The sequence below is a fragment of the Paractinoplanes maris genome, assembly GCF_023544465.1.
GTDB lineage: Bacteria > Actinomycetota > Actinomycetes > Mycobacteriales > Micromonosporaceae > Actinoplanes > Actinoplanes maris.
Genome location: NZ_JALPVL010000004.1, coordinates 40,452 through 61,441 on the forward strand (window position 1 = coordinate 40,452; position 20,990 = coordinate 61,441).

The 20,990-nt window shown below is 70.7% G+C and carries 20 protein-coding genes; 12 read left to right on the top strand and 8 right to left on the bottom strand.

Features of this window, described 5'->3' with window-relative positions; genetic code table 11:
• Nucleotides 1-4,281: 4,281 nt before the first annotated feature.
• The 3 genes from NAG42_RS12305 to NAG42_RS12315 are packed head-to-tail and all read left to right on the top strand — an operon-like array spanning nucleotide 4,282 to nucleotide 6,804.
• Entirely contained in the window at nucleotides 4,282-5,064 is a 783-nt protein-coding gene (locus NAG42_RS12305; protein ID WP_250030367.1) for an ABC transporter permease, read from the top strand.
• Nucleotides 5,057-5,857: an ABC transporter permease gene (locus NAG42_RS12310; protein ID WP_250030368.1), complete on the top strand. Its 801-nt coding sequence runs from the start codon at nucleotides 5,057-5,059 to the stop codon at nucleotides 5,855-5,857. The genes NAG42_RS12305 and NAG42_RS12310 overlap by 8 nt, the downstream gene beginning before the upstream one ends.
• Nucleotides 5,854-6,804, top strand: a complete 951-nt coding sequence (locus NAG42_RS12315) for an ABC transporter ATP-binding protein (protein ID WP_250030369.1) — start codon at nucleotides 5,854-5,856, stop codon at nucleotides 6,802-6,804. Before NAG42_RS12310 ends, NAG42_RS12315 begins: the two co-directional genes overlap by 4 nt.
• Before the next feature lie 21 nt (nucleotides 6,805-6,825).
• On the opposite strand, the gene NAG42_RS12320 is transcribed toward NAG42_RS12315, so the two are convergent.
• Nucleotides 6,826-7,380 (bottom strand): helix-turn-helix domain-containing protein, encoded by a 555-nt coding sequence (locus tag NAG42_RS12320; protein WP_250030370.1) that lies wholly within the window; start codon nucleotides 7,378-7,380, stop codon nucleotides 6,826-6,828.
• Nucleotides 7,381-7,446: 66 nt separating this feature from the next.
• Between NAG42_RS12320 and NAG42_RS12325 the strand changes: the two genes are divergently transcribed.
• Both NAG42_RS12325 and NAG42_RS12330 read left to right on the top strand, forming a co-directional pair.
• Nucleotides 7,447-8,130: an AzlC family ABC transporter permease gene (locus tag NAG42_RS12325; RefSeq protein WP_250030371.1), complete on the top strand. Its 684-nt coding sequence runs from the start codon at nucleotides 7,447-7,449 to the stop codon at nucleotides 8,128-8,130.
• Between the two features lie 132 nt (nucleotides 8,131-8,262).
• Nucleotides 8,263-8,571 carry an AzlD domain-containing protein gene (locus tag NAG42_RS12330; RefSeq protein ID WP_250030372.1) on the top strand — a complete coding sequence of 103 codons (309 nt, stop codon included), beginning with the start codon at nucleotides 8,263-8,265 and terminating at the stop codon, nucleotides 8,569-8,571.
• 136 nt (nucleotides 8,572-8,707) lie between these two features.
• Here NAG42_RS12330 and NAG42_RS12335 read toward each other — a convergent pair whose 3' ends face one another.
• A complete protein-coding gene (locus NAG42_RS12335; protein WP_250030373.1) occupies nucleotides 8,708-9,469 on the bottom strand; it encodes a hypothetical protein in 762 nt (253 codons plus the stop codon).
• A gap of 133 nt (nucleotides 9,470-9,602) precedes the next feature.
• On the bottom strand, nucleotides 9,603-10,388 hold the full coding sequence (locus tag NAG42_RS12340) for a class I SAM-dependent methyltransferase (protein ID WP_250030374.1): 786 nt from the start codon (nucleotides 10,386-10,388) through the stop codon (nucleotides 9,603-9,605).
• A 47-nt stretch (nucleotides 10,389-10,435) separates the two neighbouring features.
• Here NAG42_RS12340 and NAG42_RS12345 point away from each other — a divergent pair, with 47 nt between their 5' ends.
• A complete protein-coding gene (locus NAG42_RS12345) occupies nucleotides 10,436-11,050 on the top strand; it encodes a helix-turn-helix domain-containing protein (RefSeq protein ID WP_250030375.1) in 615 nt (204 codons plus the stop codon).
• Here the strand turns inward: NAG42_RS12345 and NAG42_RS12350 are convergent.
• The 3 genes from NAG42_RS12350 to nadA all read right to left on the bottom strand — a co-directional run bounded on the left by NAG42_RS12350 (nucleotide 11,047) and on the right by nadA (nucleotide 14,462).
• On the bottom strand, nucleotides 11,047-11,667 hold the full coding sequence (locus NAG42_RS12350) for a DUF3043 domain-containing protein (protein ID WP_250030376.1): 621 nt from the start codon (nucleotides 11,665-11,667) through the stop codon (nucleotides 11,047-11,049). The genes NAG42_RS12345 and NAG42_RS12350 overlap by 4 nt on opposite strands.
• Nucleotides 11,668-11,736: 69 nt before the next feature.
• Nucleotides 11,737-13,092, bottom strand: coding sequence for a UDP-N-acetylglucosamine 1-carboxyvinyltransferase (murA, locus tag NAG42_RS12355; RefSeq protein WP_308201144.1), 1,356 nt, complete (start codon nucleotides 13,090-13,092; stop codon nucleotides 11,737-11,739).
• A gap of 200 nt (nucleotides 13,093-13,292) precedes the next feature.
• A complete protein-coding gene (gene nadA / locus NAG42_RS12360) occupies nucleotides 13,293-14,462 on the bottom strand; it encodes a quinolinate synthase NadA (RefSeq protein WP_250030377.1) in 1,170 nt (389 codons plus the stop codon).
• 69 nt (nucleotides 14,463-14,531) lie between these two features.
• On the opposite strand from nadA, the gene NAG42_RS12365 reads away from it, so the two are divergent.
• From NAG42_RS12365 to NAG42_RS12380, 4 genes are all read left to right on the top strand, one after another.
• Complete coding sequence (locus NAG42_RS12365; RefSeq protein WP_250030378.1) at nucleotides 14,532-15,635, top strand: glycerate kinase family protein; 1,104 nt, start codon at nucleotides 14,532-14,534, stop codon at nucleotides 15,633-15,635.
• A gap of 99 nt (nucleotides 15,636-15,734) precedes the next feature.
• Nucleotides 15,735-16,103, top strand: coding sequence for an iron-sulfur cluster insertion protein ErpA (gene erpA, locus NAG42_RS12370; protein WP_250030379.1), 369 nt, complete (start codon nucleotides 15,735-15,737; stop codon nucleotides 16,101-16,103).
• Between the two features lie 119 nt (nucleotides 16,104-16,222).
• The gene (locus tag NAG42_RS12375) at nucleotides 16,223-17,200 is read left to right on the top strand and encodes a carbohydrate kinase family protein (protein WP_250030380.1); all 978 of its coding nucleotides are present in this window, start codon (nucleotides 16,223-16,225) and stop codon (nucleotides 17,198-17,200) included.
• Nucleotides 17,201-17,213: 13 nt separating this feature from the next.
• Nucleotides 17,214-17,714, top strand: coding sequence for a P-loop nucleotide/nucleoside kinase family protein (locus NAG42_RS12380; protein ID WP_250030381.1), 501 nt, complete (start codon nucleotides 17,214-17,216; stop codon nucleotides 17,712-17,714).
• Here NAG42_RS12380 and NAG42_RS12385 read toward each other — a convergent pair.
• Nucleotides 17,707-17,922 carry a sulfurtransferase TusA family protein gene (locus NAG42_RS12385; protein ID WP_250030382.1) on the bottom strand — a complete coding sequence of 72 codons (216 nt, stop codon included), beginning with the start codon at nucleotides 17,920-17,922 and terminating at the stop codon, nucleotides 17,707-17,709. The two genes, NAG42_RS12380 and NAG42_RS12385, sit on opposite strands and share 8 nt — an antisense overlap.
• On the bottom strand, nucleotides 17,922-19,064 hold the full coding sequence (locus tag NAG42_RS12390; protein ID WP_250030383.1) for a cysteine desulfurase family protein: 1,143 nt from the start codon (nucleotides 19,062-19,064) through the stop codon (nucleotides 17,922-17,924). Before NAG42_RS12390 ends, NAG42_RS12385 begins: the two co-directional genes overlap by 1 nt.
• 168 nt (nucleotides 19,065-19,232) lie before the next feature.
• Between NAG42_RS12390 and ctaC the strand changes: the two genes are divergently transcribed.
• On the top strand, nucleotides 19,233-20,192 hold the full coding sequence (ctaC, locus tag NAG42_RS12395; protein WP_438872397.1) for an aa3-type cytochrome oxidase subunit II: 960 nt from the start codon (nucleotides 19,233-19,235) through the stop codon (nucleotides 20,190-20,192).
• A gap of 5 nt (nucleotides 20,193-20,197) precedes the next feature.
• The gene (locus NAG42_RS12400; RefSeq protein ID WP_250030384.1) at nucleotides 20,198-20,623 is read left to right on the top strand and encodes a cytochrome c oxidase subunit 4; all 426 of its coding nucleotides are present in this window, start codon (nucleotides 20,198-20,200) and stop codon (nucleotides 20,621-20,623) included.
• Nucleotides 20,624-20,990: the final 367 nt, after the last annotated feature.

Consider the following 20,990-nt stretch of genomic DNA (forward strand, 5'->3'; position numbering starts at 1 on the left):
CGGCCTCCCCTGCGAAGTTGCTTCCGCCGCAGGCTCGGCCGCTCCCCAATGTCCGGAGGCGAATCCGTCGCCGGCCAAGCCGTGGGCCGCTACCTCAGGCTCAGCCGCGCGTGGCGACCGGGGCGACGGCTGCGCCGAGGCCTGCTGTTCCGAGACAGGCTCGGGGAAGCCGGTGGCGTCGGCGTGGTCGGGCTGTGCCGATCGGGGTCCTGCCGTGTTGGTTCCGGCTGACCACGGCTGGCCTGACGTGGGCTGTGCCGACACGGGCTGTGCGGAGACTGGCTCTGCTGGCACGGGCTGTGCGGAGACTGGCTGCGCCGAGACCGGCTGCGCCGAGACAGGCTGCGCGGAAACTGGCTGCGCGGAGACAGGCTGTGCCGACATGGGCTGTGCCGAGACTGGACTGGTCGGATTGCCAGGTGCAGAGACGGGCTGCGCTGACGTAGGCATAGTCGGGGAGTGCCGCTCCGAAGCGGTATCGCTGTCGGCTGTTCGCTCGGCGATGGGCTCGGATGGAGCTCGTTGCGTGACGATCGGCTGGACGGCGATGGGCTCGTCGTAGTCGGCGTAGGGCAGGTCGGCGTAGTGAGGGGCCTCCGCCTGCGGATCGATCTCTGCGTCGGTGGCAGCCGCTGTGCGGTCGAGCTCGCCGGTCGGCGCCTCGGGATTGCCGGGTCCGCGAGGAACGACGATGGGGAGCGCGCCGGACGGGAAGAACCAGTCCTGGTCTACGGGCGCGCCGCTGACCGGTCGCACGTCCTCGGCCAGTGGCACAGCAGACGTCTGGGCCGCGGCGGGCTCGTCGTGAGCGTGCTCGATGGCCGGCAGAGCTTCGGCTCCGGCCGGGACGAAACCGGTGGGCATCGGCGGTGGGCTGACGGGCCTCGCGGTCACCGACGGTGAATCGACCGCCCGGCCGGCGACAGGCCATGCGCTGACCGGCCGCGCGGCGAAATACTGTGAGTCGTCCGGCGCGACGGCGCCAGGCTGGGCGCTGACGGGCTGAACAACCGGCGAGAGAGCAGCGGGGAGAGTGGCCGGCTGAGCGTCCACCGGACCGACTCCAGCCGGCTGGGCACCGGAAGGCTGGGCACCGGAAGGCTGGGCAGAAACCGGCTGGGCGCTCACCGGCCCGGCCGCAGCAGGCTCGATGCTGTCCGGTCGGGTGGCAGCCGGCTGAGCAGCCGACCGGTGATCAGTGGCGGGCTGGGCGCTGACCGGTTGGTCGACGGCAGGCCCGCCGCTGGTGGGCTGGTCGAAAGCGGACCCGCCGCTGGTTGGCTGGTCGAAGGCGGACCCGCCGCTGACGGGCGCCGTCGGGACCGGCTCGCCGATGGGCTCGATGACGACGGGCTGGGCGACCGGCGGCTCGGCGATCGGGTGCGTGATGGGCGGCGGCAGCGGCGTCACGGCGCCGAGACCGCTCTGGGAGAGCAGCCAGCCCAGTCCGTGCGGCTCCTCCTCGGACGGCTGAGCAGGCGCAGCCGAAGAGATCGGTACCGCCGAGGCGGGCCGCGGGTCCTGGCCGGCGCCTTCGCCCCGGTTCGCGGCGTCCCAGATCGATCCGGTGGGAGCAGGCGATCCACCCGCGGAGCTGGTCGGTATGGCGCTGGTGGGCGCGGATTCCGGCGAACCCGAAATCGACCCGGCCACAGGTTTCTGACGCCCTTCTGCAACCGGGTAGGGCGGTGCGACCACATCGGCATCCTGCGGTGCCGCGGGCGAGACCGGCTCAGGCCAGAACTCGCCCGCAGGCTCGCCCCGGGCCGGCTGGGAGTCCCCGTACGACTCTGCCGGGCCGCCCGTTGTGGGCCGATCAGATTCGGTCGCGGGCGGTGCGGAGTTGGTGCCGGGCGCCGCCGAGACGGGCCGGTCCTGATTCTCGTGTGAGGCCGTGTGACGGCTCAAGCCCTGCATGTGTCCCAGCGATCCGGCCCGGCCTGCGGCCTGCAGCGCATCGGCAGGCTGAGCCGACGTCGGCCGCCCGTGCCCAGGGCTTGACCCGGCTTGCTCGCTCCGGTCCGCCGGAGCGGGTGCTTGCTCGGTCCAGTTCGCCGGCGTGAAGGCGTGCTCGGCCCGGTCCCTCGGCGTGTCGGCGTGCCCACTCCGACCCGCGGAAGCGAAGCCGTACTGCTCCGGCGTCGGTTGCGCGTGCCCGGATTGTTCCGGCTTCGGCCGTACGTAACCGGACTGCTCCGATACCTGCTCGGATCGCCCGCTGGACGCCGGCTGAGCTTCCCCCTGCTGGGAGTAGCCGGAGTGTCCCTGAGCCGCCCACGGGTGTTCAGGCTGCTGGTGATGAGCCGGCACAGGCTGATGACCGACCTCGGACTGCGTCGGCTGTTGGCGGCCGGGCTGCGGCGGTCCCGCCTGTGGGTGTCCGGACTGAGGCTGCGCCGACTGCGGGTGGCTGGGCCGAGACGGTCCCGCCTGTGGGTGGCTGGACTGAGGCTGCGCCAACTGCGGGTGGCCGGGCCGAGACGGTCCCGCCTGTGGGTGGCTGGACTGAGGCTGCGCCAACTGCGGGTGGCCGGGCTGAGACGGTCCCGCCTGTGGGTGGCTGGACTGAGGCTGCGCCAACTGCGGGTGGCCAGGCTGAGACGGTCCCGCCTGTGGGTGCCTGGACTGAGGCTGCGCCGGCTGTTGGCGGCCGGGCTGCGACGGTGCTGACTGTGGCTGGCCGGATGACGAAGACGTTCGCTGCGGGAGGCCAGGCTGAGACTGCGCCGGTTGCTGGCGGCCGGGCTGCGACGGTGCTGACTGCGGCTGGCCGGATGACGAAGACGTTCGCTGCGGGAGGCCGGACTGAGACTGTGCCGGTTGTTGGAGGCCGGCTTGGGACTGCGCCCACTGCGGATGCCCAGGCTGCAACGCCGGCTGGGGGCGACCGGGCTGCGACGACACCGGCTGCGCATGGCCAGGCTGCGACAAAGACGGCTGTGGTTGGCCCGACTGCGACGAAGCCGGCTGCGCATGGCTCGGCTGCGACGAAGACGGCTGCGGGTGGCCCGGCTGGACCGGAACGCTGTAAGGGCGAGCGACCGGCGAAGGCTCCTGCCCGGAAACCGCCAGGTTCGCGGCCGGGGCCGACACCGGGCGCGCCGGCTGACCGGGCACGTTCGGATAGGTCGGCGCGGGCGTCGCCGGGCGGGCCGGCGTGACGCGGGTCGGCTGAGGCGCCGGGCGGGCCTCGGCCGGGGTGCCGCGTGAGGGTGGCGCCGGCCGGAGGTCGAACGGGACGTCGTCGCGCCCGTCGCGCTGCCCGGGCGCCGGTCGCGCACCGGGCCGGGCCGGGAAGGCGTCGGCCGGGGCGGGCCGCGCACTGCCGTAGACGCCGGCCGCGGGCGACACCGGCCGGCGGTCGTCCCGCTGCTCGTCGGCCGCTTGCCGGCGCCCGTAATTGGGCCCCGTGGCCGGCCTCGGTGCACCGTAAACCCCCGGCGATACCGGCGTTCCCGGCGAAACCGGCGCCGAACTGCCCCGGCCGGACTGCGGCCCCGGGTTCACCGGCACCGAAGGCGGGTTGCCCGCGGAGCGCGGCCCGGAGTCACGCTTCTGCGTCTCCCGGAACTGCACCGCGTCGCGATAGGACCCACCGCTCTGTGACTCGGACTGACGGCTCTGCGGTTCAGGCTGACGGCTCTGCGGCTCGGACTGACGGCTCTGCGGTTCAGGCTGACGGCTCTGCTGCTGTACGGGCTGACGGCTCTGCGGCTCGGACTGACGGCCGTAGACCGGCGCCGCACCACGCCGCTGGTCACCCCGCTGCTCCGGCATCGACCCGGCCGCCCGATTCCACAACGGCTCCTCGCGACGAGGCTCAGCCGGCGGCGGATAGGCACGCGAGTCGCGCGACGGCTCGTACCGGGAAGGGGGTTGATCGGGGTCGGAGGCCTCGTAGACCGGCGTGTGCACAGCCTTGCGCCGCCCCGGATCGCCCGGGTATCGCTGGCCCGGCTGCTGCTCCCACTCCCAGGTGATCTCGTAGACCCAGGCCGGCTCGTCGCCCCAGCCGTCGCCGCCCAGGGAGCTCCAGCCGTTCATCGGGCACCCACAGTCAGGCCCGGTGATGGGTGGCGCTCCGTCACGGCGAACTTCCACTTCTGGTCGAAAATGCGCGGTGGTCGTCGGGAGACCCGGGTAGAGTCGCCCGGCTCCACCGCTGGGGCTGGTAACGGGAGTTTAGGGGAGGAGATTAACGGCGTGGACGCGCTTGACGCCAGCGTGCCGGCGATCTCTCCCAGTCGTCCGTTTCGCGCCTCCGTCGTCACTTTCCGTGCCTTGGTCGGGTCGGGTTTCCGCCGGTACGCGACCTATCGCCAGGCCACCGTGGCCGGGACGTTCACCAACATAGTCTTCGGCTTTCTTCGCTGCTACGTGCTGTTGGCCGTGGCCGCCGGCACAGCGGGCGCGATGGCCGGCGGATACGACGCCCGGCAGCTGGCGACCTTCGTCTGGGTGGGCCAAGGGTTACTCAATGTAGTGGGCATCTGGGGCTGGGCCGACCTGTCCGAGCGGATCCGGACCGGTGACATCGTGGCCGACCTGGTACGCCCGGTCTCCCCGGTGACCGCCTATCTGGCCGCTGACCTGGGCCGCGGCGCCCACGCCCTGCTCACCCGGGTGGCCCCGCCGGTGCTGGTCGGTGCCCTGTTCTTCCCGATGGCCACGCCGTCGCGCTGGCAGACCGTGCCGCTTTTCGCAGCTTCTGTGCTCCTGGCCGTCGTCGGCTCGTTCGGCTGCCGCTACCTGGTCAACGCCACCGCCTACTGGCTGGCCGACGCCCGGGGCCCGCTGGCCTTCTGGACGCTCGGTTCGGGCGTGCTGGCCGGCCTCTATTTCCCGCTGCGCCTGCTGCCGGACTGGCTGGCCGTCACGCTCTGGGTGGCCACCCCGCTGCCGGGTCTGTTGCAGACGCCGCTCGACGTGCTGATCGAGCGTGACCCGCCCGCTTTGCAGGCGGGGCTGGTGGCGCTGCAGGCAGTCTGGGCCGTGATCATGCTCGCGCTGGCCGGCTGGGTGCAGCGCCGCGCCGAGCGCAAGCTGGTGGTGCAGGGTGGGTGAGCTGCGGGCGTACGCGGCGTTGTTCGGCGGGCGGCTGCGCTCGGCCACCGCGTACCGGACGTCGTTCGCGGTCGAGCTGGTGAGCAACGCGGCCGGCACCGCGATCGACGTGGCCACCGTCTTCGTGCTCTACCGCGCGGCCTCGGTGATCGGCGGCTTCACGCTCGACGAGGCGCTGATGATGACTGGCATCACCGCGTTCGCCTTCGTCCTGGCCGACCTCACCGTCGGCAACATCGACCAGCTCGAGACGTACGTGCGGACCGGGCGGCTGGACGCGGTGCTGGTGCGCCCGCTGGCCGTGCTTCCCCAGCTCATGCTGGCCGACCTGCCGCTGCGCAAGCTGATGCGGCTGGCCGTCGGGCTCAGCGTGCTCGGGATCGCACTCGGCCGCAACGACATCGACTGGACCCCGGGCCGGGCCCTGCTGCTGGTCACGGCGCCGATCAGCGGGGCCGTCTTCTTCGGGGCGATCTTCGTGATGAGTGCCGCCACCGCGTTCTGGTGGGTCGATTCCGGCAAGCTCGGGCACGGCTTCACGTACGGCGGTCGCGACTTCACCTCGTACCCCATCACGGTCTACGGCTCGTGGTTCCGCACCCTGTTCGCGTACGCGCTGGGTTTTGGATTTGTCAGCTATCAACCGGCGCTCACCCTGCTCGGCCGGGCCGACCCGCTCGGGCTGCCGGACTGGTCGGGCTATCTGTCGCCGCTGGTGGCGCTGGTCGCCGTGGGCGTCGCGGCGGTCGTCTGGAGGTTGGGCGTGCGGCACTACCGGAGCACCGGCTCATGATCGAGATGCGTCAGCTGCGCAAGACCTTCACCGTACGGGTCAAAGCAGGCCGCCTCCGCCGGGAGAAACGCCTGGTCGAAGCGGTCGACGGGATCAGCCTGTCGATCGGCCGGGGCGAGATGGTCGGCTACATCGGGCCGAACGGGGCCGGCAAGTCGACCACGCTGAAGATGCTGACCGGTGTGCTGACACCGACCAGCGGCGAGGTGTCGGTCTGTGGCCTGCAGCCGGTGCCGCAACGCACCCGGCTGGCCCTGCGGATCGGTGTCGTCTTCGGGCAGCGCTCGCAACTGTGGTGGGACCTGCCCCTGCGCGAGTCGTTCCGGCTGCTCCGGGCGGTCTACCGGGTGCCCGCGGGCGAGCACGAGGCCCGGTTGCGCCGCTGCCGCGACCTGCTTGACCTCGACGGGTTCCTCGACATTCCGGTACGGCAGTTGTCGCTCGGCCAGCGGATGCGTGGCGAGCTGACGGCGGCGCTGCTGCACGGGCCCGAGGTGCTGTTCCTGGACGAGCCGACGATCGGGCTCGACGTGGTCAGCAAGCAGGCGGTGCGCTCGTTCCTGGGCGAGCTGGGGCGCACCGGCGACGTGACGCTGGTGCTGACCACGCACGACCTGGCCGACATCGAACGGCTCTGCCACCGCCTGGTGGTGATCGACCACGGCCGGGTCGTGCACGACGGCACGATCGAGCAGTTGCACTCCCGCTACGGTTCGCGCCGCCGGCTGGTGGCCGACCTGGACACCCCGCTCCCACCCGGCTTCACCCTGCCCGGGACGACCATGGCCGCCACCGAGGCCGACGGCCACCGCGTCACCTTCACCCTGGAGTCGATCACCGCCGGGGCCGCGGTCGCCGCCTTGGTCAGCGCGGCTCAGGTGCGTGATCTGTCGGTCGTCGAGCCCGACATCGAGGACGTGGTGGCCCGCCTCTACACCGACGGGTGACGGCTTTCGCCGCCGCTCGGGTCAGCGGTGTTCCATGACGAGGACGGCCCAGGCGGGCTCGAGCGCCTCGTAGTGGTGCGGGACGTCGCCGGGGAACGTGATGTAGTCGCCCGGGCCGAGTTCGATGGTGTCGCCGTCGGGGCCGGTGCGGAGGCGACCGGCGCCGACGATGATGTGCTCGACACTGCCGGGGATGTGGGCGGCGGCGTCGCGGGCCTGGCCGGGCTCGAGCTCCATCACATAGATGTCGCGCCGGGTGTGCGAGGAGCCGGCGGCCAGCAGCGTCGCCACAAAATCGGCCTCGTCGGCCCGCAGGCGGGGGCCTTCACCGGCTCGGATCACCCGCACCTGGGTCTCGAGCGGCTCGACCAGCCGGCTGAACGGCACCCCCAGCGCCACACCGAGCGACCAGAGCGTCTCGATGCTCGGGTTGCCGGTGCCCGCTTCCAGCTGCGACAGCGTCGACTTGGCCAGACCGGCTCGGCGGGCCAGCTCGGCCAGCGAGATCCCGGCCCGCTCGCGCTCGCGGCGCAGGGCGGCGGCGATCGTGGCGAGCGGGGGCGCCGGTTGCTGCATGTTCGCTCCATCGATCAGATTGTTCGGTTTGACGAACGCGAGGGGCATCGTTCAGTATTTCAAACCATGCGTACGATACAGCGAACGCATGGCTTCGACCGGTCGCAGCTCCGCGACGCCGCCGCCATCGCCGCGGCCATGATCGCGGTCGGCGCCTCGTTCGGTGCCATCGCGATCGCCTACGGGCTGCCGGCCTGGGTGCCGTTCATGATGTCCACGGTCGTCTTCGCCGGGGGAGCGCAGTTCCTGGCCATCGGCCTGTTCGCGGCGGGCAACCCGTTCGCCGCCGTCTTCGCCGGCCTGCTGCTCAACGCCCGCCACATCCCGTTCGGCATGGCGATCGGCAGCACGATGGGCACCGGCTGGCGCCGCCTGCTCGGCAGCCACGTGATGACCGACGAGGTGGTGGCGTTCACGCTGGCCGAGGACGACCCCGTCCGGCGCCGGCGAACCTACTGGCTGATGGGCATCACCCTGTTCACGTCGTGGAACGCCGGCACCCTGCTCGGCGTGCTGCTGGGCTCAGCGGTCGGCGACTACGAGGCGCTCGGGCTGGACGCGGCGTTCCCGGCCGCGCTGATCGCCCTGATCCTGCCCTCGCTGCGCGACAAGGCGACCCGCGTCGTCGCGCTCACCGGCACCGCCATCGCGGTAGCCGTCACCCCCGTACTGCCCGCCGGCCTCCCCGTCCTGTGCGCACTGCTCGGCCTGCTCACCCTGATCCGCTTCGGCCGTGGCCGGGAGGCCTGATGCTGCTCACCCGGACTCACTCCGGCCGTTACCGGGAGGCCTGATGCTGCTCACCCGGACCCATTCCCGGCCGTGGCCGGGAGGCCTGATGCTGCTCACCCCGACCCACTCCGGCCATCGTCAGGAGGCCTGATGCTGTTCGCCGCGATCCTCGTCCTGGGCATCGGCACCTACACGATGCGCCTCGGCGGCGTCCTGCTGCGCGAGCGCCTCACACTGTCGCCCGCCCTGCAGCGTCTGCTCCCGATGGCCGCCGCCGCCCTGCTGGCCGCGCTGGCCGGCACCGCCACCCTGATGGCCGGCAGCGGCTTCGCCGGCATTGCCCGACCCGCCGGCGTAGCTGTCGGAGCCCTGCTGGCCTGGCGCCGCGCTCCCTTCGTCGTCGTGGTCATCGCCGCCGCCGCAGTGGCCGCCCTGCTCCGCCTGGCCGGCGTCGACTGACCGGCCCGCCCGGCAGCCCGCCTTGCTCCGCCTGGCCGGTGCCGACTGACCGGCCCGGCGAGCAGCCCGCCTGCTCGCCTGGCCGGCGTCGACAGCCCGGCCAACAGCCCGGCCCGCTTCGCCTGGCCGGCGTCGGCTACCCGGCCAACAGCCGGCGCATGCTGTCCGGCACCTCGGCGACCTCGGCCGCGGCGGGCTGGGCCACCTTGACGGCTTGGCCGAAGCCGGAGAACTCGGCCGTGCTCGCATAGGTCGGCAACGTGACCGTCAACGACGTCAGATAGCCCTGCCCGTCCACCGACGCCTCATAGGGCACGGACTGGATCACGCCGCCGGTACCCTCGAGCTGCTCGGCCGTCGCCGGCAGCAGACCCCGCGACTCCCCGGCCGGCGCCTCGGTGAGGTCGAGCTTCCCGGTGTACGTGCCCTCAGCCGTACGCGTCGCGGCAGTCATCGCCGCGGAGAGGCCCTTGAGCCCGGCCGGGTCGAACGGGTCGCCCAGATGCACCAGGGACGCCGAGGCGAACTCCGAGACCGGGAACCGGATGTATTTCGTCGGGTCCAGATTGGGCAGATAAGTCTTGCCGAGTGTCATCCACGCGTCGTCGCCGACCACCCGCACCAATGCCTTCGTGGTCTCTCCGTCGACGCTCGTCGTGGTGGTCAGAGCCAGCGCCCGACCGGCCGGGTCGACGTCCCCGATCACCTTCACGCCGGATGCACCCAGGGTCACATGCGAGGGCGCTCCGGCGGTCTTGACCGCTGCCGCCCGGACCTGAGCAAGCGGGTCGGCGGCGGCGGGCGGCTCCGATTTGGCATCACCACCCGGGTCGCAGCCCGCCACCGCGACCGCCGCCACCAGCAGCACCCCGACCAGCATTACTTTTCTGCGAATCATGGCCGTACCCCCGTGTTCCTCGAAGAGCGGGAGCAGACTACCGACTTCCAGCGAGAACCGATTTTCGCCTGTGGACAAAGCCGCCGCGTGCACAATCTGCTGTGGACAACGAGCCGAGGTGAGCGGGAACAGGTCAGCGACGGGCCAGCCAGACAGTGCGCTCGGTCCGGATGCTCAGGTCGGTGCGGGCGGGGAGCTCAGCCACAACCTTCTCCACGGCGGCCAGATCCGACGGCGACAGACGGTCCTCGAGCATGTGCCGGCTGCGGAACAGGGAGACCTCGGCGTAGCGGTTAGCGGCCGGCGGCAACGGCGGCTGCAGGTCGATGTCGAAGCGCCGCTCGGTGACGGCCGTGAAACCGGCCTGGGTGATGCGGTCGCCCCAGTTCTCATGCATGTGGAGGCCGGCCTCATGACGGCGCTTGGCCGCCTCCTCGTGGACCAGTTGCTCGACGGCCTCGTCGGCGGTGCCGGTCAGGAAGCGGGGGAACGAGTCGAGCTCGGCGATCACCAGCAGGCCGCCGGGGCTCAGGGCGGCGTGGGCCGAGGCAAGCGCGCGGGCCGGGTCGGCCATGTGGTGCATCGAGGCGGCGGCCCAGATCACGTCGACCGGGCCGAAGTCGGGCCACGGCTGGTCGAGATCGGCTTCGACGGTGCCGATGCGGTCGGTCAGGCCGGCGGATTCGGCCCCGGACCGTACGTGAGCCAGCATCTCGGGGGAGACGTCGACCGCGGTGACGCGGGCACCGGGCAGCTCCCGGGCCAGGGCGAGGGAGCCGGTGCCGCTGCCGGCGCCCAGGTCGACCACCCGGGGGTGGTCGGCGGCCTCGCGGCCGACCCAGGTGATCAGGTCGTGGTGATAGTCGTGCAGGACCTCGGCGTCCAGGTCGAGCAGTTCGATGAAGTGGTCGTGAGCCATGCCTCGACGCTAGCCTTGGCTTGCCGAAATCGCATAGCATCTTGCGTATGAAGCAAGACCGCGATTTGGAGTCGGTGGTCCGGCAGCGGATCCGCGGGTTGCGGGTCGCCAGGGGCTGGTCGCTGGACGAGCTGGCCACCCGCTCACTGCTGAGCCCGTCGACGCTCAGCCGGATCGAGACCGGCCACCGGCGGATCGCCCTCGACCAGATGGCCGCGATCGCCCGCGCGCTCGGGAGCACCATCGATCAGCTGGTCGAGTCGCCGGACGACGACGATGTCGTGATCCGCCCCCACCAGCACCCGGAGCGCGGCGTCACGACCTGGTTGCTGTCGCGCGACAGCGGTCAGACGGTGGCCAAGATGCGCATCACCCGCAAGGTTCCGCAGGTGCTGCGGGTGCATCCGGGCCGAGACTGGTTCACCGTGCTGTCCGGCACCATCGAGCTGCGTCTCGGCGACCGTACGATCCTGGTCGGCACCAATGAGGCGGCCGAGTTCTCCACGATGGTCCCGCACGCGTTCGGCGCCCACGGTGGTCCGGCCGAGGTGCTCTGCATCCTCGACCACGAGGGCGAGCGCAGCCACTTGGGCCCCGGGCGAGACAGCGAAGGCCCCGAAGAAGACAGGGACGAGCCGAGCGGGCCGGTGAGGGCCGGCTAGACGGCCTGGCCGAGCTCGACGCGGGGCTTGGGGACGCGCATCCGGCGGAAGGTCAGACCGCGCATCACGCCGTAGATCTGCAGCGAGCCGATGCGAGTCGTGGTCTTGGGGAAGCGCTCCTTGACCAGACGCTTCACCTTGCGCGTGATGAGGACACTGTCGATCACCACGCCGATCGCGAGGAGCAGCCACAGCACGTTGCTGGCGAGCTGTACGGCGGGGATCTGCACCGTCGAGCCGATCAGCACGATCAGCGCGCCGCCGAAGAAGTAGGTGCCCACCGTGCGGCGGCTGTCGATGATGTCGCGGACCAGCGCGCGCTCGGGGCCGCGGTCACGGGCCAGCAGGTAGCGCTCGTCGCCGGCCTTCATGCCCGCGGTGGCCTCGGCCCGCTCCTGGCGCTGCCGCTCGCGCATCTGCTTGACCTGCTCGCGACGGTTGGCCGGGGCCGCGGTCTCGGCGCCGACGCGGCGGCCGGTGGTGACCCGCTTGGGCGTGACCTGACCGAGCTCTTTCTTGCTGGGTGTGTAGCCCTTGGGGCGCGACTCGACCGGCGTCACCTCCTCGACCTCGGGAGTGGCGACGTCGGACTTATTGCGGCGAAAAAGCGAGGGCACGCTCAGAGAGTAGCCAAGCGGCGCGGTGTGTTTCACACCGCGCCGCTGATAGTGATGAAAGAGAGGCTTCTAGAGCCGCTCGACGTGCGCGCCCAGGGCGGCCAGCTTGCCTTCGAAGTCCTCGTAGCCGCGGTTGATCAGGTTGACCCCGTACACCCGCGAGGTGCCCTCGGCGGCCAGCGCCGCGATCAGGTGGGCGAAGCCCGCCCGCAGGTCCGGGATGACCAGGTCGGCCGCGTGCAGCTTGGACGGGCCGGCGATGACCGCGGAGTGCTTGAAGTTGCGGCGGCCGAAGCGGCACGGCGTGCCGCCGAGACAGTCGCGGTAGACCTGGATGGTGGCGCCCATCTGGTTCAGCGCATCGGTGTAGCCCAGCCGCTGCTCGTAGACGGTCTCGTGCATGATCGACAGACCGCGGGCCTGGGTCAGCGCGACCACCAGCGGCTGCTGCCAGTCGGTCATGAAGCCGGGGTGCACGTCGGTCTCGAGCGCGACGGCCTGCAGCTCGTGGCCCGGGTGCCAGAACTTGATGCCGCCCTCGACCGGGGTGACGCCCGGACGGGCCACCCGGTCGTCGGTGATCTCGAACTCGCCGCCGATGGACCGGAAGACGTTGAGGAACGTCATCATGTCGGCCTGCCGGGCGCCGAGCACCTCGATCTCGCCCTTGGTCGCGAGCGCGGCGGCGCCCCAGCTGGCCGCCTCGATCCGGTCCGGGATCGGCTTGTGCTTGTAGCCGTGCAGGCGGGGCACGCCCAGGATCTCGATGACCCGGTCGGTGTGCACCGTGATGATCGAGCCCATCTTCTGCAGGACGCAGATGAGGTCCATGATCTCGGGCTCGATGGCCGCGTTGCGCAGCTCGGTGACGCCCTCGGCGCGGACGGCGGTGAGCAGGATCTGCTCGGTGGCGCCGACGCTCGGGTAGGGCAGCTCGAGCTTGGCGCCCTTGAGACCGTTCGGCGCGCTCAGGTGCATGCCCTCGGGCGTCTTCTCGACGACCGCGCCGAACTCGCGCAGCGCCTGGATGTGGAAGTCGATCGGGCGCGGGCCGATGTGGCAGCCGCCGAGGTCCGGGATGAACGCGTGCCCGAGGCGGTGCAGCAGCGGGCCGCAGAGCAGGATCGGGATCCGGCTCGAGCCGGCGTGCACGTTGATCTCGTCGGTGCTCGCGCTCTCGACGTTGGTCGGGTCCATGACGATCTCGCCGTCGTCGAGCCCGTCGCTGACCTTGACGCCGTGCAGGCCGAGCAGGCCGCGGACGACCTCGACGTCGCGGATGCGCGGCACGTCGTACAGGTGGCTCGGCGACTCGCCCAGCAGGGCGGCCACCATCGCCTTGGAAACCAGGTTCTTGGCGCCACGGACCCGGATCTGGCCCTGCAACGGCGCTCCGCCGTGCACGACCAAGACGTCGTCGGTCAACGTAACCTCCAGCCGGTGGGCGCGAGGGGAGCGCCCGAAGATGATCGAGGGGGCCGCACGGGTGGGGGTACCCCGTTTCGGCAACCGGGTGAGCATAGCGCTGAGTGACAAGGACGCCAGTCACACAACGCCCAACAGCCCACAGTTAAGACGGCTGAAAGAAAAGGAGCCGCTGAACGGGACTTGTTGATTACTCGCCGTTACGGCAGGGCGAGCATCTGGTCCAGCGCGACACGCGCGTTGTCCGCGGTTTCCGGGTCGACCGTGATGACGTTGGGCACCCGGCCGGCGACGAGTTCCTCGAGCGTCCACACGAGGTGCGGAAGGTCGATGCGGTTCATCGTCGAGCAGTAGCAGACCGCCTTGTCGAGGAACATGATCTGCTTGTCGGGGTGGGCCAGGGCCATTCGCCGTACGAGATTGAGCTCGGTGCCGACCGCCCAGGCCGACCCGGCCGGCGCCGCGTCGAGCGCCTTGATGATGTATTCCGTCGAGCCCACGTAGTCGGCGGCCTGGACGACCTCGTGCCGGCACTCGGGGTGGACCAGCACGTTGACCCCCGGCACCCGCTCGCGCACGTCGTTGACGCTGTCGAGCGTGAAACGCCCGTGCACCGAGCAGTGCCCCCGCCACAGAATCATCCGGGCGTCGCGCAGCTGCTCGTCGGTCAGCCCGCCCTGCGGCTTGTGCGGGTCGTAGAGCACACAGTCATCGAGGTCGAAGCCCATCTCGAGCACCGCGGTGTTGCGGCCCAGGTGCTGGTCGGGCAGGAAGAACACCTTGCTGCCGTGCTCGAACGCCCAGTCCAGGGCGCGCTTGGCGTTGGACGACGTGCAGACCACGCCCTTCTCCCGGCCGACGAAGCCCTTGATGTCGGCCGACGAGTTCATGTAGGTCACCGGGACGATGTCGCCGGCGATGCCCAGGTCCTCGAAGTGCTCCCAGGCGGTCTGCACCTGGCCCAGCACGGCCATGTCGGCCATCGAGCAGCCGGCCGCCAGGTCGGGCAGGATGACCTGCTGCTCGGGCTTGGTCAGGATGTCGGCGCTCTCGGCCATGAAGTGCACGCCGCAGAAGACGATGAACTCGGCCTCCGGCCGGGCCGCGGCCTGCTGGGCGAGCTTGAACGAGTCGCCGGTGACATCGGCGAACTGGATGACCTCGTCGCGCTGGTAGTGATGGCCGAGCACGAAGACCCGGTCGCCGAGCGCGGCCTTGGCGGCGGTGGCGCGGGCGACCAGATCGGGGTCGCTGGGGGTGGGCAGATCGCCCGGGCAGTCGACGCCCCGCTCGGAGGCGGGGTCGCTGCCCCGGCCCAGCAGGAGCAGCGCGGTCGCGGTGTTCGAGGGTTCGGTCCAGGTCGACGTCACGCCCGCAATCGTCGCACAGGCCGGGAACGAGATCGGAGGTCGAGACAGTGGGGTGCCACACTCATACGCGTGCGCGTATTGATCTGTCCGGACAAGTTCGCCGGCACCCTGTCGGCCCCCGAGGTGACCGAGGCCGTCGTGGCCGGGTGGTCGCGGCCCGATGAGCTGATCCGGCGGCCGTTGTCCGACGGCGGGCCCGGGTTCATCGAGGTGCTGGCCGGGGCGAGCGGGGGCCGGCGCGTCCCGGTGCCCACGGTCGATCCGCTCGGCCGGCCGGTCGAGGGCGAGATCCTGCTGGTCGGCCCCACGGCGTACGTGGAGAGTGCGCATGCCTGCGGCCTGCACCTGCTGACCCCCGAGGAACGCGACCCCAACGCGGCCAGCTCCTACGGGCTGGGCCTGCTGCTGACGGCGGCGGTCGAGGCGGGGGCGGCCGAGGTGGTGGTCGGGCTGGGCGGTTCGGCGGTCAACGACGCCGGGGCGGGCATGCTGGCCGCGCTCGGTGCCCCACCGGTCGACATCGCCGGCTACGCCCTGCCGTACGGCGGCGCCTATCTGAACGCCGCGGCCGCGCTCGGTGGCGCGCCCCGGTTGCGGCAGGTGAGCCTGATCGCCGCGACCGACGTCGACAACCCGCTGACCGGCCTGCACGGGGCCAGCAACGTCTTCGGGCCGCAGAAGGGTGCGAGCCGCGAGGACGTCTATCGTCTCGACGCCGCTCTGGAGCAGTTCGCCGGCGTACTGGAAAAGGCTTTTGACATCGAGAACCTCCAGCAGGCACCGGGTGGGGGAGCCGCGGGCGGGATCGGTGCGGCCCTGATCGCCCTGGGTGGCCGGGTCGTCTCGGGCATCGGACTGGTCAGCACGGCCATCGGGCTCGACAAGGAGCTGGACGCGGCCGACCTGGTGATCACCGGAGAGGGATCCTTCGACCACCAGTCGCTGCGCGGCAAGGTCGTGGCCGGCATCGCGAACGCCGCCCGTGACCGCGGGTTGCCCTGCATCGTGCTGGCCGGGCGCAACGAGACCGGCTACCGCGAGGCCGCCGCGGCCGGGGTCACCGAGACGTATTCCCTGACCGAGCACTTCGGCAGCACCGAGATCGCGATGGCCGAACCCGCCCGGGGGCTGCGCGAGCTGGCCGGCCGCATCTCGGAGCAGTGGAGCCGGTGAGGAACCGGTGAAGTAAGCCACCCGGATTGGGAATCATGGGGATCCGGGCTAGCGTTGGCCAGTACGGCAGTATGTCCGCACCCTGCAGGGAGATACCTAGTGACCACTGAAGCGCACACCGAGTCGGTCGAGGCCACCGCGCCCTCCGGCATCATTCTGACCGACGTCGCCGCGGTCAAGGTCAAGGCCCTGATCGAGCAGGAAGGGCGCGACGACCTGCGCCTGCGCATCGCCGTTCAGCCCGGTGGCTGCTCCGGCCTGCGTTACCAGCTCTTCTTCGACGAGCGCTCGCTCGACGGTGACGTGGTCAGCGACTTCGGCGGTGTCGAGGTCGTCGTCGACCGGATGAGCTCGCCCTACCTGGCCGGCGCCACGATCGACTTCGCCGACCGGATCGACGCCCAGGGCTTCACGATCGACAACCCCAACGCGCAGAACTCCTGCGCCTGTGGTGACTCGTTCCACTGATCTTTTCCAAAAACAGCTCGGCAGCAGGCCGCTCCGTTAACGGGGCGGCCTGCTGCGCGTAACGTGCCCGGTAGGCTGCGTACGTAAGCCCCCCGTAACCGAAGACCCAAAGGGCCCTCATGAAGATCGCCGTCACCGGCTCGATCGCCACCGACCACCTGATGCACTTCCCCGGGCGGTTCACCGACCAGCTCATCGCCGACCAGCTGCACAAGGTCTCGCTGTCGTTCCTCGTCGACGACCTGGTGGTCCGGCGTGGCGGCGTGGCTCCCAACATCGCGTTCGGGATGGGCAAGCTCGGGCTGCGGCCGATCCTGGTGGGCGCGGTCGGCGCCGACTTCGCCGACTACCGCTCGTGGCTCGAGCGGCACGGCGTCGACTGCGACTCGGTGCACGTCAGCGAGGTCGCGCACACCGCGCGCTTCGTCTGCACGACCGACGACGACCTCAACCAGATCGCCTCGTTCTACGCCGGCGCCATGTCCGAGGCTCGCAACATCGAGCTGTCCCCGGTGCACGAGCGGGCCGGCGGCCTCGACCTGGTGCTGATCAGTGCGAACGACCCGGCGGCGATGATGCGCCACTCGCAGGAGTGCCGGGCCCGAGGCTACAAGTTCGCGGCCGACCCGTCGCAGCAGCTCGCCCGCATGGACGGCAGTGACGTGCTGACGCTGATCAGCGGCGCCGACTACCTGCTGACCAACGATTACGAGCGCTCGCTGCTCGAGACCAAGGCCGGCCTCACCTCCGACCAGGTGCTCGACCAGGTGCGCATCCGGGTCACCACGCTCGGCAAGGACGGCGTCGAGATCACCGGCCACGGCATCGAGCGGATCCACGTGCCGGTGGCCCGTGACGTCATCCCGCAGGACCCGACCGGGGTCGGCGACGGCTTCCGGGGCGGCTTCTTCGCCGCGATCTCCTGGGGCCTGGGCCTGGAGCGGTCGGCTCAGGTGGGATCGCTGCTGGCCGCGCTCGTCCTCGAGTCGGCCGGTGGCCAGGAGTACGAGGTGCGTGGTGACGACTTCGCCAAGCGCTTCGCCGACTCGTACGGCGACGCCGCGGCCGCCGAGATCAAGCCGTTCCTGCCTGCCTGACGTCGGGGGAAAAATGGTGCTGGCCGTCTTCGCCGGGTTGCCCGGCGTCGGGAAGAGCACGCTCGCCGCGCGGGTGGCCACCGAGCTGCCCGCGTGCGTGCTCGCGGTCGACACCGTCGATTTCGCCCTCCAGCGCTACGAGGTCGTCGAGCCGAGACCGGGCTTCGCCGCGTACGGGGCGGTGGCCGCGCTGGCCGAGGTCCAGCTCGGCATGGGTCATCACGTGATCATCGACGCGGTGAGCCCGGTGAAGGCGGCCCGCCAGCTGTGGGTCGAGGTCGCCGAGCGGGCCGGGGTGCCGCTGCGGGTGGTCGAGGTGGTGGTCGGTGACGACACCGAGCACCGCCGCCGGGTCGAGCAGCGTTACCAGGCCCGCGACCACGACGGCGTCCCCGACTGGGTCCGCGTCCTCGAGCGCCAGGCCGAGTACGAGCCCTACCTGGGCCCGCGCCTGGTCGTGGACACCCACCTCGCGAAGGATCCGATCGGACCCGTGGTCGACTACCTCAGCTGAGCCGGCGCACGTCGAAGGTGTCCGGGCCAGGCGAGCCGACGAGCTCCTGGTGCTTCATCCGGCACCACGCCGCGATGTCGTTCGCCGCGGCCGGGTCGTCGGCCAGCACCCGCACCACCCCGCCCACCGGCACCTCGCCGATCCGCTGGGCCAGCCGGATGATCGGCAGCGGGCACTTCAGACCCCGGCAGTCGAGCAGCAGATCCATCACAGGCCCGCCTCGCGGCGGATGCCCTCGACGAGACCGGGCAGCACGGCCAGGAAGCGCTCGACGTCGGCCTCGGTCGTCCCCCGGTGCAGCGAGACCCGGACGTTGCCGTGGCTGAGCACACCCATCGCCTCCAGCACGTGGCTCGGGCGCAAGGTCGACGCCGTGCACGACGAACCCGACGAGACCGCGAAACCGGCCCGGTCGAGCGCGTGCAGCAGCGCCTCCCCGTCGACGTAGAGGCACGAGAACGTCACCAGGTGGGGCAGCCGCTGATCCGGATCCCCGACCACCTCGACGTCGGGCACGGTGGCCGCCACGCGGGTCCGGATGCGCTCGACCAGCGCGCTCAGCCGTACGCCCTCGGCCTGGGCCTCCTGGCGCACGGCCCGCAGGCTCGCCGCGGCCGCGACCACCGCCGGCAGATCGATGCCGCCGGGCGTCCCGGGGCGATAAAGATCATCCTGCGGGTACGGTGAGATCCAGCGCACACCCTTGCGGACCACCAGCACCCCGACACCCGGCGGGCCGCCCCATTTGTGCGAGCTCGCACTGAGCAGCGACCAACCCGGCGGTACGTCGACCCGGCCCACCGACTGGGCGGCATCGACGAAGAGCGGCACCCCCGCCTCGTCGCAGTAGCTCGCCGCCGCCGCGACCGGTTGCCGCGTGCCCACCTCGTGACTCGCGCTGATCAGCGAGGCCAGGGCCACGCCGGGCGCCGACACCGCCTGATCCCAGGCGTCGAGATCGAGGCGGCCGAGCCGGTCGACACCGACCTCGACGGCCTTGCCCCGGGCGGCCGCGTGCAGCACCGCCGAATGCTCGATCGCCGAATGCACCAGCGTGTCGCCCTGCCGGGCGCGTCCGGCCAGCCCGCCCAGCACAGCGGCCTGCGCGGCGGCCGTGCCCGACGGCCAGAAGGACACCTCGTCAACCCGTACGCCCAGGGCCTCGGCCAGCGCGGCCCGGGCCGCGTCGGAGAGCTGCTGGGCCCGCCGGCCCGCGGAATAGAGCCGGGCCGGGTCGGCCCAGCCGTCGTCCAGCGCCGCCAGCAGCGCCTCGCGGGCCACCGGATGCAGCGGAACAGCCGTCGCGGCATCGAGGTAGACCGGACCGGCGGGATCGCCCGTGTATTCCACCCCGGGAACGGTATCGTCCGTTTGTCGGCGGGTATACGTGCACGGCTGAAGATCGGACCCCGCAACGGTAGGACAGGGCCTGGTCGAGTAATGTGCGACCGTCGGTAACGCCTGGCCACTCGTGTCCGTTTCGGGCGGGAGGCGGCGCTGCTAAGGAGGCAAGAGCAGGTGAGCGCAAAAGGTTCGGCCGCACGGCCGCGAGCGGCAGTCCGGGTCACCGGGCTCGGCCTCAGCGGGTCGTTGCTGCTGCTGGTGCTCTCGGGATGTTCCGTCGATGGCGTCGGCAAGGCCTTCGGCCACTTCGGCTGGCCGGGCAAGGGCATCACCTTGCAGGCCCACAAGATGTACGACTTGTGGATCGCCTCGGTGATCGCCGCGCTGATCGTCGGCGTCTTCGTGTGGGGCCTGATCTTCTGGTGCGTCATCCGTTACCGCAAGCGTGGTGACGAGCTGCCCGTGCAGACGCGGTTCAACATGCCGATGGAGGTGCTCTACACGGTCACCCCGGTGCTGATCGTGGCGGTGCTCTTCTACTACACGGCCATCGTGCAGACCGACGTGGACAAGCTCTCCAAGAACCCCGACCAGGTCGTCGAGGTCGTGGCGTTCAAATGGAACTGGCAGTTCAACTACCGCGACGGCATCGGCGCGGAGGCCAACACGGTCGCCTCGACGGTCGGCTCGTCCGACGTCATCCCGATCCTGGTCCTGCCCACGGGGCAGAAGATCCGGTTCGAGGAGACGAGCAAGGACGTCATCCACTCGTTCTGGGTGCCCGAGATGCTGTTCAAGCGGGATGTCTTCCCGGGCAACGTGCGCAACGTCTTCGAGGTCACCCTCGACAAGGAGGGCCGCTACGTCGGCCGATGCGCCGAGCTGTGCGGCACCTACCACGCCTTCATGCAGTTCGAGCTGGTCACGGTCACGCCCGAGCGGTTCGACACGTTCCTCCAGGCCAAGGAGGACGGTGCCACCACGCAGGAGGCGATGGCGGCGATCGGCTACACCGGCGACAAGGCGTACGCGACGACCACCGAGCCGTTCAACACGCGGCGGCAGAAGAACAGCTGGAACCAGCGCGACGCGGTGTCCGCGGGCACCGGCGCGGCCGTGACGGCCGGGAAGTAGGAGACGTGCGCACCGAATACAAGATCTTTGCCGGCGTCGCCGTCTTCCTCTTCGGCGCGGCTACCGTCTATGGCTTCTACACCCGGGGCACCGGGGAGCACGTGGAATGGGTCGGCACGGTTGCGCTGATTCTTTCCGGGTTGTTGTGCTCCATGTGCGGTGGGTTCTTCTGGTTCGTGGCGCGGCGTATCGACCTGCGTCCGGAGGACCGGGAGGATGGCGAGATCGCCGAGGGTGCGGGGGAGATCGGGTTCTTCAGTCCTGGTAGTTACTGGCCGTTCGGGATTGCGCTTTCGGCTTCTGTGGCTGGGCTGGGGCTGGTGTTCTGGATGTGGTGGCTCGTTGCGTTCGGGATGATCCTGGTGATTGTTTCGTCGTGCGCGATGATCTTTGAGTACTACACGGGTACTCGGCATCCTGCTGAGCACTGAGGTGGCTGGGTTTTGCGTGATGGGTTAAGGGAGCTGGCTGGGCTTCGCGGGATGGGCTGCTGAGTTTGCTGGCTCCGCTTCGCTCCGCGTGGGCGGTCGCCTTTTAGGTCAATGAGTTGGGCCCCGTTTTTCAACGCCGCAAAGAGCGACGACGTTGAAAAACGGGGCCCAACTCATTGACGGCGACCACCCGGGTTGCTCAGTGAGGAAGGGGCTCCTCTACAAAAAAGGGTGGGCGGTGCTCCTCAAGGGGGGTGGGCCTCTTGCGCTTGGACCAAAGACGCGGGCTTCTTGCGCTGCCTGGAGACTCGGGCTTTTCGCGCTGCCTGGAGACGCGGGCTTCTCGCGGGCCACATCCTGCTTTCGC